Genomic DNA, 14,961 nt, shown 5'->3' on the forward strand with positions numbered 1-14,961 from the left:
CTGCCGTTTGCCAGACAGGTGCCGTCCTACAGATAGTTCCCTCAGGCGGCCGGTTGCATGGCTGCCCTCAGCAACATGCCGAACAGGTCGCGTGGCTCATCCGGATCGGCCAGAAGGTCGAGTTCTTCATAAAGGCCGGTCACCTGCAACTGGTCGCGCACATAGCGCAACGCCGAAAAATCCTCGATGGCGAAGCCGACTGAATCGAACAGCGTGATCTGCTTGGCGTCTCGGCGCCCTTGGGTCTTGGCGGCAATCACTTGCCAGAGCTCCGTCACCGGATGATCGGGATCCAGCTGCTGTATCTCGCCCTCGATGCGTGTCTGTGGCGGGAACTCGACGAAAATGTCGGAGCGCAGCAGGATGTCCCTGTGCAGTTCGGTCTTGCCGGGGCAGTCGCCGCCGACGGCGTTGATGTGCACGCCGGAGCCAACCATGTTGTCGGTGAGAATGGTGGCGCACTGCTTGTCGGCGGTAACGGTCGTGATGATGCCTGCACCTTCAACCGCTTCCTGCCCGGTTGCGCAGATGGTGATGTCGAATCCCATGCCAGCCAGGTTCTTCGCGCATTTCATCGAGGCTGAGCGGTCGATGTCGTAGAGCCTGAGCCGATCGACGCCGGTCAGCGCCTTGAAGGCGATCGCCTGGAATTCCGACTGGGCGCCATTGCCGATGATGGCCATTGTGTGCGCGCCGCCCGGTGCCAGATACTTGGCCGCGACAGCGGACGTAGCAGCGGTGCGCAGCGCAGTCAGGATGGTCATCTCGGTGAGCAGCATCGGGTAGCCGCTGCCGACATCGGCGAGCACGCCGAAGGCGGTGACCGTCTGCAAACCCTGGCGCATATTCTTCGGGTGGCCGTTGACGTATTTGAAGCCATAGAGGCGCCCATCGCTTGTCGGCATCAGTTCGATGACGCCGTCATGGCTGTGCGAGGCGATGCGTGGCGTCTTGTCGAAAAGCTCCCAGCGCCGAAAATCTTCCTCGATGTAGCCCGCGAGCTCGGTCAGGAAGCGCTCGACGCCAATGGCAATCACCAGCTTCATCATGCGGTCGACGCTGACGAAGGGGACAATGTTCAGCTTCGCTGCGGTCATGATCAAAAGCTCCCGGAATGGCTGCGGGTCGGGCGGTCCATGATGCGGCGCCCCATCAGGCTCGCCGTCAGGTCGACCATCAGCGTCGCGGTGCGCCCGCGCTCGTCCAGAAAGGGGTTCAACTCGACCAGGTCCAGGCTGGAGACGAGGCCGCTGTCGGACAGCATCTCCATCACCAGATGCGCCTCGCGGAACGTCGCGCCGCCGGGAACCGTGGTGCCGACTGCCGGTGCGATCGAAGGGTCGAGGAAGTCGACGTCGAGACTGACATGCAGCAGCCCGTCTTCCGCCGACACCCGCGCCAGGAAGGCGCGCAGCAGCGGCGCGATGCCATGCTCGTCGATGGCGCGCATGTCGTGCACAGTCACGCCCGCCTGGTTGAGTGCGATGCGCTCGGCCGGGTCGACACTGCGCAGGCCCAGGGTGCAGATACGCTTGGGATCGACCGCTGCCGGCAGATCCGGAAAATAGCCGCTGAAACCCGGCTGGCCGCTGGCGTAAGCGAGCGGGACACCGTGCAGATTGCCGCTTGCGGTGGTGTCGAGCGTGTGGAAGTCCGGGTGCGCGTCGAGCCACAGCACGAACAGCGGGCGACCGGCCTCTGTGGCGCGGCGCGCGAGGCCAGACATGGTCCCAGCAGATATCGAATGGTCCCCGCCGAGGAAGATCGGCATGGCGTCCGCACTCGCCGCGTAGGCGGCCTGGGCAATCGCGGATGTCCAGGCTGATATCTCGGGCAGGGCCTTCAGTGCCAGATTGCCATGTACAATGCGCCTTGCCGGAGTTGCCTGGATGGCGCCCATATCTTCGACAGCGTGACCGAGGCCGGACAGCACTTCAGCAAGTCCGGCAGTCCGCAGTGCACTCGGACCCATTTCGCATCCCATTCTGCCGGCGCCGTCCTGCACAGGCGCCCCGACGATTTTACAACGCATTTGTTTTTCCCGCTGGCCAAGTTCGAATGACCGCGAGGAGATCATGGTGAGCCGGCGATATGAACAGGCAGAATTGGCAATCCGAAAAGCATTGTTTATCGTAATGGCAGCGAAATTGATCAAAATGGTAACCCATCATGGATGCACTGGACGAACGGCTCGTGACCTTGCTGCGGCATGACGCGCGTCGCAGCGTATCGGACCTCGCCGTCGATCTCGGCGTCTCGCGTGCCACGGTCAGGGCGCGCATGGAGCGGCTGGAACGATCCGGCGAGATCATCGGCTACACTGTGGTGCTGCGCGCCGACGCGGTCGATCAGCGCATCCGCGGTATCATGCTCATCGAGATTGAGGGCCATGCCGCCGACCGCGTGGTCCGGGCGCTGGGTGGTTTCCCCGAAGTCTCGACCATCCATACCACCAATGGTCGATGGGATCTGGTGGTTGAACTCGGCACGGCCTCGCTGACTGATTTCGATGCCGTGCTACGGCGCATCCGCCTCATAGCCGGCATAACGGGCAGCGAAACCAGTCTACTGCTGGCGACGCCACGCACGACGCGAGCACGACTGACCTAGCTCTTGCGATTAGCAGAAGGATCGACGGCCTAGTCGCCTTAATGCGGCTCTCCCATCAGCTAAAACAACCCCGCTGCACCAAAGACGGTTCAACCCGGCGCCATTTTGACAGAGCGTGAAAGAAATTCTGGCACGGAACAACGTGAAAATTGGGCGCCCGCTTGATCCAGCAGCCGCGGAGACCGACGGCTTGGCTCAGTGAAGCCAACCATGGGCAGCATCCGATAAGGCCCGACAGTTGAAAGAAGCAACAGATAAGTTAAATAGGGCCGCAATGGTCTCGCCTTGGCCGATCTCAATTCGACGATTTTGCCTGGGAAGGCAGCCGGAACGACATGTTGGAAGCAAAGCTTGCCATTGCACCCATGATGGATGGGGCAGATACTTAAAGAGAATCAGCTAGTTACGATCTATTGTGTGCAAAAATCGCACACGAAAGTTCTGCTTCCCTTCTTTTTTCGTTCGACTGAGTCGCCGGCAGCCCTTTTCGGACGCTCTTCTGCTGGTCGCGAAAAGGCCCCGATGCCCGGTCGTGCGGCAAACCTGAGCTTGCGTCCGGTTCCCCCGCGCCTTCGCCAGCGGACGGCTCCATGCAGAGGCGCCCAATCATCTTCTCGAACGCTCTTCAAGGGCCACAGACTTGGTCAAAGAGTAATATGCGAGGCTTCGGTCAATGTTGGCCGTTCTAAAGGCCCTTTCAAGTCATAAAGGCACCAGGAAAATGGGCGAATTCTATGTGATGCGCACCTCCGGTGCCGTGGTTGTCGAAAGAGAGCGCACCGGTCGAACTGTTATAGATGATATGGTCGCTACCATCATGCGTGCCCATGCCGGCGAAGAAAGCGGCATTTGGCGGAGCGCCCGCGTGCAGCCCCAAAGCGTGGTCGAGGTGAATCTTTTGTTGGGAGACGCCGAAGTCCGTAGGCCGGTCGGCACTCCCGGCCGCAAGAGCAGTATTGAATGCGAAGACATCGCTGCCGACATCGGCCAGTGAGGCGAGTCCTAAGCCCCCGCCGCCACCGGCCGACTCTGTCACCCAGTGGCTGGCATTGGCGACATGATGGACGTCGTCGGTTCTGTGGATCAAATCGGCACCGTTGGTGTGATGATGTGTACCATCGCTGGGATAGGCGACAACTGGAGTGGTCGGTGTACTAGCGGTGCCAGGTCTCCCCTGGGTACTGGGGGTATTGGGAGTGCTGGGAGTGCTAGGAGTACTTGGAGTACTGGCGGCACCAGAGGTGCTCGGGGGAGGGGTGGCGGGGGCGCTTGCGGCGCTGCTGAGATTATGTTGCTGGAACAAGGCTTGTAATGCCGGTGAGTTGCCAAGCGCGGTGTCACCCTGTTGAGAACCCCAGGCATAGGCATAGTCGAAGGCGGGCGATGGCGCCACCTTGGCCCAGTGGTCCAACATGGTCTGTTCCTGGGCGACGCTGGGAAGGACATATTGGCCGCCCGTATCGGTTGTGAAACTGCCGCCCCCAAACGTCTGGTAAACCGGAACGATCTGGCTGACCGGGATGCCGGAGGCGACAGCCGCGGCCACGCTCCTGTCGATCATGTTGTAGTCAACCGTGCTTGTGCCGGTCCGTACCGGGTAGGGATCCACGCCGTAATAGTCGATATGCGTGTTGGCGGGATTGTAGGTGTTTGAAAAATCGGGATTTGCGGAAGACCCCATGTTCATCATGGTGATGAAGGTCTTGGCGCCGGGCAGGTTTGTGTGGATCCAGTCGGATTCCGCCTTCAGATTCGCGGCAGTGGCATAGGTCCCCCATTTGCCCGTCGGATCCGGCTCATCGACGAGGAAGAAGCCAAACGCCTTCGGATTGCCGATGAAGGGCGTGACTTTCTGGATAAAGGACGAGGTTGCGCCATTGGCTTCATTCAGCCAGACCAGACCTTTCGTGCCGGCCGGCAAGGCGTTGAGTTCGTCCACGGATGAAACATCGACAAGATTGAATCCGGCGGTTGCGACGTCCGTCGCTGATCCGCCTGATGCATAATGGAGAGTGGCCATCCAATTTCCTTCGTCGGATTCGATAGCCCCGTGCCTGCCTAGCTGAAAACGTACAATAGCGTACAATCAAATACAGGCACTCTTTGACAGAATCATTGATCGTAGACGGGAATTGCCACAGGATAGGTGCTGTGTGCGAGAGCGAAGGATCGCGGACGCGTGTACCTCTACCTTCGCATCAATGGCGGCACGGAACTTTCGACAGCTGCACGCGCATCAGGACTCGACGCCTCAAGCCGGGCGGCGTTCACTTGAGGATGCGGCTCAAACGACAGCTTCAGGTGGGTGAAGCCTTCCCGCTCACGCTCAACTTCGAAAAGGCCGGCGCGGTCGAGATCACCATCAACATTGGAAGGGCCGGGGCCATGGATGATACGAGCGGGAAGTGAATCGAAATGTCGGAGGAAAGCAAACCAGCTCTGGCTCCAGGCAGTGTGCCGCTGTATGGGGTCCCGTTATGGCGATCACGCTGTTTGTTGCGGCCATAGGGTCAATCGCCTGACTGCACCGGCTAGCATGACCTGGTCGGAGAAACCGATCTGTGCCGTTCGTTCGGTCGCGCCGTGGAGGACCCGATCTCGGGCCCCTGGAACACAAGCAGGATTGCGTGATTATCTTCATTTCGGGTGGCGGTCGGTCTCATGCCCGTTCATCCAGACTTCGGGTCGCTGCCGTCCAACGCATGCGCCCGTAAGAAGTCGACGAGAACCTGGAGGGCCGCGGGCGTTTGGCGCCGACTGGGGTAGTACAAATAGAACCCCACCGAGCGCGGCGCCCAATCTTCCAGCAAGGGAACCAGCCGCCCTTGCTCAATGAGAGTGTCGACCAAACAACTTGGCAGGCGAGCAATCCCGACGCCGTCAAGGGCGGCGGGGATTGCAAGATCGTCGCTGACGGTGAGCGATCCTTTGACAATGACCTCCAGGCTCTTCCCTCGCTTCTCGAACATCCAGCGATGCATGGCGCCGCTGGCGAAGCGCTGGCGGATGCAGTTGTGTCCTTGGAGATCTGCCGGAATCTTTGGACGGGGGTGCCGGAGCAAGTAATCGGGTGAGGCGACGATCGTGGGACGCGCGTCGGCGCCTACGCGAACAGCGATCATGTCCTGCTCAAGGCGATGACCGGGCCGGATGCCGGCGTCGAAGCGATCGCGGACGATGTCGGTCAGCGCGCTGTCTGTGATTATCTCCAGGCTGATGGCAGGATACGCCGCGAGAAATTTTGCGAGGATTGGCTCGATCACCATTTTTGCTGCTGGGCGTGGAACGGTGAGCCGAAGATTTCCTGCCGGTTTGTCGCGGAACACATTGATGGACTCCACAGCCGCTTCAAAGCTGTCAAGCGCCGGCCGCAGCTCCGCCAGCAGACGTTCGCCGACCTCCGTCAAGGCGACGCTGCGGGTCGTCCGATTGAGCAGCCGGACGCCGAGCTTTTCTTCGAGGCCGCGGATAGTCTCACTGAGTGTCGAGCGCGAAATGCCCAGGTGACTTGCCGCCTTGGCAAAGCTGGAGCGCTCGGCGATTGCCACGAAAGAGTTCATTTCAGCGAAGCCAAGTTTTCGCATTGATCGGTTCCTCCGACTAGGGCATCCGGATAATACCGGATTGTCGAAACAAACATATAGCACCATCTCCCGCCATACGAGATCGCTTTCGCACCCATCGTTCTTCCGCGATGGCTTTAGCGGTGATCTCCCAGGAGAATTGGTCATGCTTCAATCCAGCCGTCCGAAAACGCTGCTGCACATCGACTCCAGCGTGCTCGCCGATCATTCGGTTTCCCGGGAGCTGTCCGCGGCGCTCGTCGAGCAATGGTGCGGCGCTGACGCGACCGTCACCGTCGTTTATCGCGATCTTGGCGCTCAGCCGCCTGCCCACCTCTCCGGCGAAATCCTGGCGGCAGGAGGGCTCGATCCGAGCCGGCTCACGGATCATCAGCGTCATGAGATCGGTGTGACCGAGGTGCTTATCGAGGAGTTTCTTGCCGCTGACGCGGTCGTTATCGGCGCGCCGATGTACAATTTCGCGATCTCGACCCAGCTCAGAGCTTGGATCGACCGCATCGTCCAGGTGGGGCGCACCTTTCGCTATACCGAGGCGGGCCCCATCGGCCTCGCCGGCGGCAAGCGGGTTGTGATCGTGTCATCGCGGGGCGGGGTCTACGCGACGCCTGAGCGACAGGCGATGGACTTCCAGGAAGCCTACCTGCGACTGGTCTTCAATTTTCTTGGCATTACCGACTTCTCGATCATCCGCGCGGAAGGCCTCGCGATGGGGCCGGAGCCGCGCCAGCGCGCCATCACGGCCGCGCACGCCCAACTCGCGGACATGTTCCAACGCGCTGCTTGACGCGTGGAGATCGTTCAATGGCGACCACCCTTTCACAGCGAACCGCCAACAAACCCTCGCAGGCACTGCTAGGCGCGGTTCTCGGGCAAGTCTTTCCAACAGGAGCGTTTTCAATGACAGACCCACAGATTGCGGATCCCCAGATCAGCGCGACCGATCCTCACCCAAGGCGACGTGTCGGCGTGCTCGACACCGAGATGAGCTTCGTCGAGGTCGGCCAGGGCGATCCGATCGTGTTCCTCCATGGCAATCCGACCTCTTCCTATCTCTGGCGGAATATCATCCCCTACGTCAGCGAACACGGTCGCTGCTTGGCGCCCGACCTGGTCGGAATGGGTCAGTCCGGAAAATCACCGACGCAGGCCTACCGCTTCCTCGACCATACGCGCTATCTGGATGCGTGGTTCGACACCTTGGGCCTCACGAAGAACGTCACCCTGGTCGTTCATGATTGGGGCTCGGCCCTCGGTTTTCATCGCGCGGCCCGCTTCCCTGACCAGATCAAGGCGATCGCCTACATGGAGGCCATCGCCTTGCCACGGCGCTGGGAAGATTTCGGCGAGGCCGGCGACATTTTCCGAGCATTGCGCTCGGAAAAGGGCGAGCACATGATCCTTGATGAGAACTTCTTCGTGGAGGCGATACTGCCGCGAAGTGTTCTTCGGAAGCTGAGCGACGAAGAAATGGCCGCCTATCGTGCCCCGTTTCTCGAGCGGGAAGCTCGGCTCCCGACGCTCGTATGGCCGCGACAAATCCCGATCGGCGGCGAACCCGCCGATGTTACGGGGATCGTCGAGAGTTCGGGGGCATTTCTGTCTCGCAGCGCAATTCCGAAGCTTCTTATCGTGGGCGAACCCGGCGCAATCATGACGGGTCGCACCCGCGAATTCTGCCGAACTTGGCCGAACCAGCGAGAGGTCACCGTTAGGGGCAGGCATTTTCTTCAAGAGGATTCACCCCATCAAATCGGGACAGCGCTGGCCGAATTCGTGACGAGCCTGCGGCCGTAGCAGGAGCAATTGCCCCTGCATTGAATCGGCGACGCGCCGACACGGCGTAGCGAGCCTGATGCGGCTCATCTCTAGGAGAACCGAACATGACCCAAGTCTCTCGTTATCACCCGCTCCTGGTTGGGTTGCATTGGCTGCTGGCTTTGATGGTCATTGCCGCCTTGGCGCTCGGCGCCTTAGTGCTGGTCAATATCCCGAACAGCGATCCGATGAAGATCGACGCGCTGCGGCAGCACATGACCGCTGGCGTCCTGATCCTGACGCTAATGCTAGTGCGATTGCTGGTTCGTACGCGCACCACACACCCTGCGCCGGCGTCGTCCGGCAATGCGCTGCTGAACAAGCTTGCCTGGGCCTCGCACAGGCTCTTCTACCCGCTGGTGTTCGGCATGGCTGGCAGCGGCATCATCATGGCCTTGGAGGCCAATCTGCCGGCCGTCGTGTTCGGCGGCCATGGCTCCTTGCCGCCAGACTTCTGGGCCTTCACGCCGCGCGTCTTTCACTACGTATTTTCACGAATGCTGATGGCGCTGATCGCGCTGCATGTCGCCGGCGCGCTCTATCACACCTTCTTTCTAAAGGACCAATTGCTGAGGCGAATGTTCTTCGGCAAACGCGTCATCGCGGCGGCGACCATTCCAACGTCACCAGCTCCCAATCAGCCATCCTCAAAGGTGCAATCATGAACTTCTTGCAACCCGCGCAGGCCGGCGCGCAGCTGCTGAGCCTGATCGTCTTCGGGACCATAGCGATATGGTACGTGGCGCCCTGGCTCAGGACCCTCGGGCGCGCCGAGGCGCTCACTGTGCTGCTGTGGATTCACGTCTTCCGGTATGTCGCCCTGCAGGCGGTTTCGGCTCAAAAAGCCGGCTTTCCGATCTCCGATGGCGGGCTCATGGAGATCGTCGTCGGCGATGTCGCCGGCGCGGTCATTGCGTTCGCCACGATAGCTGCGCTTCGCTATTGGGTGCGTCTGGCAATTCCGCTGGCTTGGCTGCTCGCTGCCGAGACGATCGTCGACACCTTCCTCAACATTCGCGGCGGGATTCATGAAAGTCTGATGGGCGCGGCGAGCGGCGTCACCTGGCTGATCCTCGGCTTCTACGTCCCGCTGCTGGTCGTGAGCCTAACGCTGATCGTCTGGCAGCTCTTCGCGAGACGGGGCCAAGCCATCGATAGCGTAGCGCGGACATCAATCGCTCGACGGCTTTCGATATGAGAAATTCCTGAAAACTAACAGCGCACTACCCGGTGAAACATGTATCATATTGAATATGTTCAGTAAGTTTTGACGCTGCCTGCACACTTGTGCCGCTAACTGGGGCAGGTGGTGGATGTGCCAACGAGACCGTCACCGTCGATCATCCTAGGGCTCAATGAGTCGCTTTGACGCACGACAAGCAACACGGTTCTGTTCGTCCCAAGCGTCCAACTCTGCAATGGGGTAGAGAACAGCTTTGCCGATCCTAACGAAACTCGGCCCGACGCGCATTGAGCGCCAGTTTCTTAATGTGCCCGGAGAAATCTCCCCACGATAGCGTTCCGCGACCTCATCCGGGGTTAGAAACCTGACTCGATCCATCAGCTACACCTTCCTTCGATCGTTGGTAGCGGCAACGAACCACCAAGCGCTTTGCGCCACACTTAGAAGTTAGGCGCACTGCTCCTCACGTTCGTTCATGGCATCAGGTGCATTGCTATGGGACGGATGGAAGTGTCGCACGGATACATGTCCAGGCCTAACATGGCCAAAAGCGGCTCTGATGTTGTGGAACTGCGACTGGAAACTAGGTGACGCGTGCGATGCCCTCAGGCAGATGCTTGATTTACTTATATAAGCAATAACTGCGGTGGCAATAGAAGGAAGTTCGCGGAAGCAAGCTATTCGCTGAGCATCCAGTTTGGCTGGGGTTCCTGGAAGCTTTTCGAACTTTCTGGGTCGCACCTCAGCCCGAATTGCGGGTGCTCATGGACAAAGTGGGACATTAGATTTGGTTTTTGGATAGCTTGAAGGCATCGACTTCTGGCATGTGCGCCTGATAGCGCGTCAGCACGAACCCTCATGTGCGCTACGTTTTGAACGGCAGCTTTGCGCCTCATGCACGAACCCGCTTCGCGGGAGGGTCGCCTCGACCTGAGATGGCGCGACAGGCATTTGACTTGAGCGGGTAGAGGCGTCGATCTGACCATGGAGTTCCCTTCAACGAGGAACTCGCCATGGCTACCCTGTCGACCGATGCACCAATCTCTCCGCTTCGCCAGCGCATGCAGCACGACATGCTCATGCGTGGCCTGGGCTCCCATACCCAGCAGGACTACGTTCGTCACGTCCGGCGCTTCGCTGTGTTCCTTGGCCGCTCGCCGGACACTGCGACGGCTGAGGACATCCGCCGATTCCAGCTGCATCAGCATGAGAGCGGCGTCGGCCCTGCGACGATCAATGGCGCGGTCTCGGCATTGCGGTTCCTGTTCCTCGTGACGCTGAAGCGGCGGGATCTGGCGCGCGCGCTGGTGATTATGAGGTATCAGCGCAAGCTGCCCGACGTGCTGAGCGTGGAGGAAGCGGCGCGGCTGCTCGAAGCGGCGCCAGGCATCAAGTACAAGGCCGCGCTCGGTGTCGCCTATGGCGCTGGTCTGCGCGTGTCCGAGGTCGCGCACCTCAAGGTCGACGACATCGATAGCACACGCATGCTGATCCGCGTTGAACAGGGCAAGGGACGCAGGGACCGCAACGCCATGCTCTCGCCGCAACTTCTGGAACTGCTGCGGCTGTGGTGGCGCGAAGGCAGGCGGCGCGGGGTGATGCTCCCGCATGGCTGGCTGTTCCCAGGGCGCAGCTGCACGGCGCCGATCTCGTCGCGGCAACTGCATCGCGCGGTCCAGGAAGCAGCCGAAGTCGCCGGCATCCGCAAGCGCGTCAGCCCGCACACGCTGCGCCACAGCTTCGCCACTCATCTGCTCGAACAGGATGTCGACATCCGCGTCATCCAGGTGCTGCTTGGCCACAGCAAGCTCGATACCACCGCGCTCTACACCAAGGTCTCGACGCGGACGATCCATGCGGTCGCAGGGCCGCTCGACCGGCTGATGGCGCTGATGGAACACAAGACGCCGCCCGGCTGAGCCGTGCGCACCTCTGTCGAGGTCGCCGACATCTTCCGTGCTGCCGGCCCCGCCTATCGGGCCGCCCATGCAGGTCACCTGAGCCTCATCCAGCTCAAGGTGATGTCGGCGATCGAGCATTGCCGCACCGCGGCGCTCGGCGGTCACGTCGAGGCCTGCGAGGACTGCGGCCAATGGCGGATCGCCTATAACTCCTGCCGCAACCGGCACTGTCCCAGGTGCCAGGGCGCGGCCGCGCGTACATGGCTCGCCGAGCGCGAAGCCGACCTGCTGCCAGTCGGCTACTTCCACGTCGTGTTCACGCTGCCCGCCGAGGTCGCCGTCATCGCGTTCCACAACAAGGCGCTGGTCTATGACCTGCTGTTCAAGGCGGCATCGGAGACGATGCTGGCGATCGCGGCGGATCCCAAGCACCTCGGCGCGCGCATCGGCATCACCGCCGTGCTCCACACATGGGGCTCGGCAATGACGCACCATCCTCATGTCCACATGATCGTGCCGGGCGGCGGCATCACGCCGGACGCGTCACGCTGGATATCGTCGCGGCCGGCCTTCCTTCTCCCAGTCAGAGTGCTGGGCAAGCTGTTCCGCCGTCTGTTCCTGACCCGACTGGTCGCGCTGCACGACGCCGGTCGGCTCGCCTTCTTCGGATCGGCGGCGCACCTCGCCGATCGTCGGGCCTTCCTACGCCACCTGGCTCCCGTCAAGAAGAAGCGCTGGGTGGTCTACGCCAAGCCGCCCTTCGCCGGTCCCGGGGCGGTGCTCGCCTATCTGTCGCGCTATACCCACCGGGTTGCGATCTCGAACCGCCGCCTGATCGCCTTCGAAGAGGCTGGGGTCACCTTCCGCTACAAGGATTATCGCCGCGACGGCACCGACCGGCAGCAGGTCATGACGCTCGCCACAGATGAGTTCATCCGCCGCTTCCTGCTCCACGTCCTGCCGCGCGGCTTCCATCGCATCCGACATTATGGCCTGCTCGCCGGCTCCGCCCACAAGGCCAGCCTCGCACGCGCCCGCGAACTGCTGGGCGTCGCTGCCCCGTCCGATGACCACACACCCGAACCAGAGGACTTCCGGCCGCCATGCTCCTGCTGTGGCGGACGCATGATCGTCATCGAGGTGTTCGAACGGTGGAGGAGGCAGCCGCGCGGACCTCCGAACGCATCGGCACCGATCCGGGAGACCGCTCCATGACCCGGCATGGTCTGATTCAGCCTCCAGCCACAGGCGCTCAACCTGCGGCGACGGACCCACGCGCGCCCATGGTGCTCAGCGAGGCCCGCAGGGCCCCGTCCGCCTGCGCGCAGAGGCTACAAGGCTGTGCGGAGGCTTCACTGAGCGGTCCGTCCGTGTCCACCGCGTCGCCTAACGGGGGCGGTCACGCCGTCGCCGACATCAGCCGCAAACTAAAATCCCCATAGCCATCAACTGTGGCCCGCGGGTTCCTGCATGAGAGGCTTTCGTACGCCTCTCGGCACCCGAAACCCTTCAGCATGCCGGCTGTTGAAGTCAGTTTGCGCATAACTCGAAAGCAGACTTTTCTTATTCGGCCTGGAGTGCCCGGTGGCGAGGGAGCAGCGCATAGCGTTCTCAACGCCCTTGATGCCCTCGCATCCTCTACAGGTTGCAAACCTCAATGCCAACGGTGCCAAGTGCGCGCAGGTCAGGACTTCCATCTTGAGAGAAGCCGGTTTTTGCCGCCAAAGCGGCGCCGGATGACTTTGACAAGGGTTTATCTATGCCAACTTCTTCAGCGTTGATAGTCTATTGTCGGTCTTTGCCAGGACGCCCAACCCCAGCATTCGTATCCCGGCAGACGGCTATCGCAGGAGGCTCGTCAGAAGGGTGGGAAACCGACACCAAGGTGCTATGGACAAGGCAGCCATCTCAGCGCGATCAAGCGCCCCGGACGTCCGGAAACGCACATGGAGTTCGACCTCGGCCCTCTCATCGACGCGTTGCCAGGACTTGTCTGGACGGCTCATCCAGACGGCCGCGCCGAGTACTTAGGGAAGGGTTGGCTCGACTATACCGGTATGACTTTTGAAGAGGCGGCCGGCCTTGGTTGGATAGTGGCGCTCCACCCGGACGATGCGGCAGGAATACTCCAAGCCTGGAGCAATATGATAGCGTCAGGACGGGGGGTGAGTACGAAGCGCGGTTGCGACGCCACGATGGCGTGTACCGCTGGTTTCTGTTCCGTCCCTCACCAATGCCTGCCGCACCGGGCTGCCCACCGCGCTGGTGCGGCATGAACATCGACATCGACGACCGGGTCCGCGTGACCAAGTATCTGACCGAGGCTCAGCGCATAAGCCGGACGGGCAGCTTCACCTGGGACGTCGAGGCCGATGAGCACAATTGGTCCGATGAGACCTATCGGATGTGGGAGGTCGATCCTGGAACGAAGCTCACGGCGCGCACGCTTCTGAGCGCCGTCCATCCGGACGACCTGGCGCGTGCCGAGGCCCTCATCGGAGGAGCCGTTCCGGGTGAGGATTTCGATCTCGTCTTCCGCATGATAACGTCCAGCGGAGACACCGCGATGCGATCGCGGCTCGCACCCAAAACACCGTCATGCGTGTTCCGCGCTCTCGGGAGGAGAGGGGCGAGGTTCCGCTTTCGGCCGGTGAGCGGTCGCTCTGCGAGGCCAACGAACAGGTCCGGAAAGTCCCATGAGGCGCCATGTACGTCGCGCTTTGGACTGCCGAAGGTGGTCTTCGAACCGAGTCTGTTCTCGCAGGTTTCGCCCGTTCCGCATCACTTGCGCCTATCTCGCCACGACCTCGATCTCGACGGCGGCGCCGAGCGGCAGGCCGGCAGCCTGAATCGTTGTCCGGGCCGGATATGGTGTCTGGAAATAGCGCGCGTAAACCGTGTTCATCGCGCCGAATTCCTTCATATCCGCGAGGTAGACGGTGGTCTTCATCACGTCGTCGAAGGACTTCCCCGCGGCTTCCAGCACGGCTGAGATGTTGGCGAATATTTGCTCGGTCTGAGCGCCGATGTCGCCGGCGACGAGCTTGCGGGTCGCTGGATCAAGCGCGACCTGGCCGCTGAGAAAAAGTAGATCTCCAGCACGCACAGCGGCGGAAAAGGGTCCTACCGACGGAGCGATCCGGTCGGTCGTGATTATCTCTCGACGCATGTCATTGATCTCCTGCCAAGGTTAAAATCGTCGGTATTGCGATCATCGATGCGGCCGCTTTCCGGCGATCTTTCCGAAAGAAGCTCCCGGATCCGCGCTCCGCCCGTTCTCGTTCGAAAAGCAAGCATTCTGCTGTCAATCGCCATCACCACCGTCTTTCTTGTCCGAACGTATGTGAGGCTGCTTCGAAGGTAATGAGCTGTCGTCCCGGGACGCCGCCGCACCTCTTGGCGTCATTTGTTCTTATCCGCCCGAATTTGGGCGATCGTGTTGCCGTCATAGCCCCAGGATTCGGGGGCGATTTCCTCCATGACGACAAAAAGCGGCAGGATCGGAGTCCCCAAAACCTCCCGCAGCACGGTCGTCGTTTCGCCGATCATCCGTGCTCTGTTTTCGACTGAACTCCCGGCGACCGTGCGGATTACCGCCTCGACACCGACAAGACCCGCGTCTTCGGCTTCGTCCCCGCCGACGGACCAGTTCTCGGCAGGTTCGGTTCGCACCGACACGAGGGTCAATTTACGGGCTGGCCCGAGAACGGTGACCAAGAGGTTGCTGATCTTCGAGAACAGGGCGGATTTCTGCTCTTGCGTCGGTGCATTCCCGATCACGGTGACAAAAACATGCGGCATCTCACGCACTCCGTTTCGTTCCCTAGGCCAAAGGCGGCTGATCAACAATCTACGCCGATGTCGTGGA

At 61.2% G+C, this 14,961-nt stretch carries 14 protein-coding genes; 7 read left to right on the forward strand and 7 right to left on the reverse strand.

Annotation, left to right across the window (positions count from 1 at the left end):
* Positions 1–41 precede the first annotated feature (41 nt).
* Together DBIPINDM_RS36095 and rocF are read right to left on the reverse strand one after the other, a co-directional pair.
* Complete coding sequence (locus DBIPINDM_RS36095) at positions 42–1,097, reverse strand: ornithine cyclodeaminase (RefSeq protein ID WP_258583716.1); 1,056 nt, start codon at positions 1,095–1,097, stop codon at positions 42–44.
* 2 nt (positions 1,098–1,099) lie between these two features.
* Positions 1,100–2,032 (reverse strand): arginase, encoded by a 933-nt coding sequence (rocF, locus tag DBIPINDM_RS36100; RefSeq protein WP_258583717.1) that lies wholly within the window; start codon positions 2,030–2,032, stop codon positions 1,100–1,102.
* A gap of 137 nt (positions 2,033–2,169) precedes the next feature.
* On the opposite strand from rocF, the gene DBIPINDM_RS36105 reads away from it, so the two are divergent.
* Complete coding sequence (locus tag DBIPINDM_RS36105) at positions 2,170–2,610, forward strand: Lrp/AsnC family transcriptional regulator (RefSeq protein WP_091582685.1); 441 nt, start codon at positions 2,170–2,172, stop codon at positions 2,608–2,610.
* A 697-nt stretch (positions 2,611–3,307) separates the two neighbouring features.
* Here the strand turns inward: DBIPINDM_RS36105 and DBIPINDM_RS36110 are convergent.
* Together DBIPINDM_RS36110 and DBIPINDM_RS36115 are read right to left on the reverse strand one after the other, a co-directional pair.
* Complete coding sequence (locus DBIPINDM_RS36110) at positions 3,308–4,630, reverse strand: calcium-binding protein (protein WP_258583719.1); 1,323 nt, start codon at positions 4,628–4,630, stop codon at positions 3,308–3,310.
* A gap of 649 nt (positions 4,631–5,279) precedes the next feature.
* Positions 5,280–6,194 (reverse strand): LysR family transcriptional regulator, encoded by a 915-nt coding sequence (locus tag DBIPINDM_RS36115; RefSeq protein ID WP_258583720.1) that lies wholly within the window; start codon positions 6,192–6,194, stop codon positions 5,280–5,282.
* A gap of 145 nt (positions 6,195–6,339) precedes the next feature.
* Between DBIPINDM_RS36115 and DBIPINDM_RS36120 the strand changes: the two genes are divergently transcribed.
* From DBIPINDM_RS36120 to DBIPINDM_RS36135, 4 genes are all read left to right on the forward strand, one after another.
* Complete coding sequence (locus DBIPINDM_RS36120) at positions 6,340–6,978, forward strand: FMN-dependent NADH-azoreductase (protein WP_258583721.1); 639 nt, start codon at positions 6,340–6,342, stop codon at positions 6,976–6,978.
* 17 nt (positions 6,979–6,995) lie between these two features.
* Positions 6,996–7,988, forward strand: coding sequence for a haloalkane dehalogenase (locus DBIPINDM_RS36125; protein WP_258583723.1), 993 nt, complete (start codon positions 6,996–6,998; stop codon positions 7,986–7,988).
* 86 nt (positions 7,989–8,074) lie between these two features.
* Positions 8,075–8,674 (forward strand): cytochrome b, encoded by a 600-nt coding sequence (locus DBIPINDM_RS36130; RefSeq protein WP_258583724.1) that lies wholly within the window; start codon positions 8,075–8,077, stop codon positions 8,672–8,674.
* Positions 8,671–9,207, forward strand: a complete 537-nt coding sequence (locus DBIPINDM_RS36135; protein ID WP_258583725.1) for a hypothetical protein — start codon at positions 8,671–8,673, stop codon at positions 9,205–9,207. Before DBIPINDM_RS36130 ends, DBIPINDM_RS36135 begins: the two co-directional genes overlap by 4 nt.
* A 147-nt stretch (positions 9,208–9,354) precedes the next feature.
* Here DBIPINDM_RS36135 and DBIPINDM_RS36140 read toward each other — a convergent pair whose 3' ends face one another.
* On the reverse strand, positions 9,355–9,570 hold the full coding sequence (locus DBIPINDM_RS36140; RefSeq protein ID WP_258583726.1) for a helix-turn-helix transcriptional regulator: 216 nt from the start codon (positions 9,568–9,570) through the stop codon (positions 9,355–9,357).
* Positions 9,571–10,205: 635 nt separating this feature from the next.
* Here DBIPINDM_RS36140 and DBIPINDM_RS36145 point away from each other — a divergent pair.
* Both DBIPINDM_RS36145 and DBIPINDM_RS36150 read left to right on the forward strand, forming a co-directional pair.
* Positions 10,206–11,111, forward strand: coding sequence for a tyrosine-type recombinase/integrase (locus DBIPINDM_RS36145; protein WP_258582557.1), 906 nt, complete (start codon positions 10,206–10,208; stop codon positions 11,109–11,111).
* A gap of 3 nt (positions 11,112–11,114) precedes the next feature.
* Positions 11,115–12,308 carry an IS91 family transposase gene (locus DBIPINDM_RS36150; RefSeq protein ID WP_258582558.1) on the forward strand — a complete coding sequence of 398 codons (1,194 nt, stop codon included), beginning with the start codon at positions 11,115–11,117 and terminating at the stop codon, positions 12,306–12,308.
* Between the two features lie 1,576 nt (positions 12,309–13,884).
* Here DBIPINDM_RS36150 and DBIPINDM_RS36155 read toward each other — a convergent pair.
* Together DBIPINDM_RS36155 and DBIPINDM_RS36160 are read right to left on the reverse strand one after the other, a co-directional pair.
* Positions 13,885–14,262: a Rid family detoxifying hydrolase gene (locus DBIPINDM_RS36155; protein ID WP_258583727.1), complete on the reverse strand. Its 378-nt coding sequence runs from the start codon at positions 14,260–14,262 to the stop codon at positions 13,885–13,887.
* Positions 14,263–14,495: 233 nt separating this feature from the next.
* On the reverse strand, positions 14,496–14,894 hold the full coding sequence (locus DBIPINDM_RS36160; RefSeq protein WP_258583729.1) for a tautomerase family protein: 399 nt from the start codon (positions 14,892–14,894) through the stop codon (positions 14,496–14,498).
* Between the last annotated feature and the right edge of the window lie 67 nt (positions 14,895–14,961).

This window comes from Mesorhizobium sp. AR02, assembly GCF_024746835.1.
Classification (GTDB): Bacteria; Pseudomonadota; Alphaproteobacteria; order Rhizobiales; family Rhizobiaceae; genus Mesorhizobium.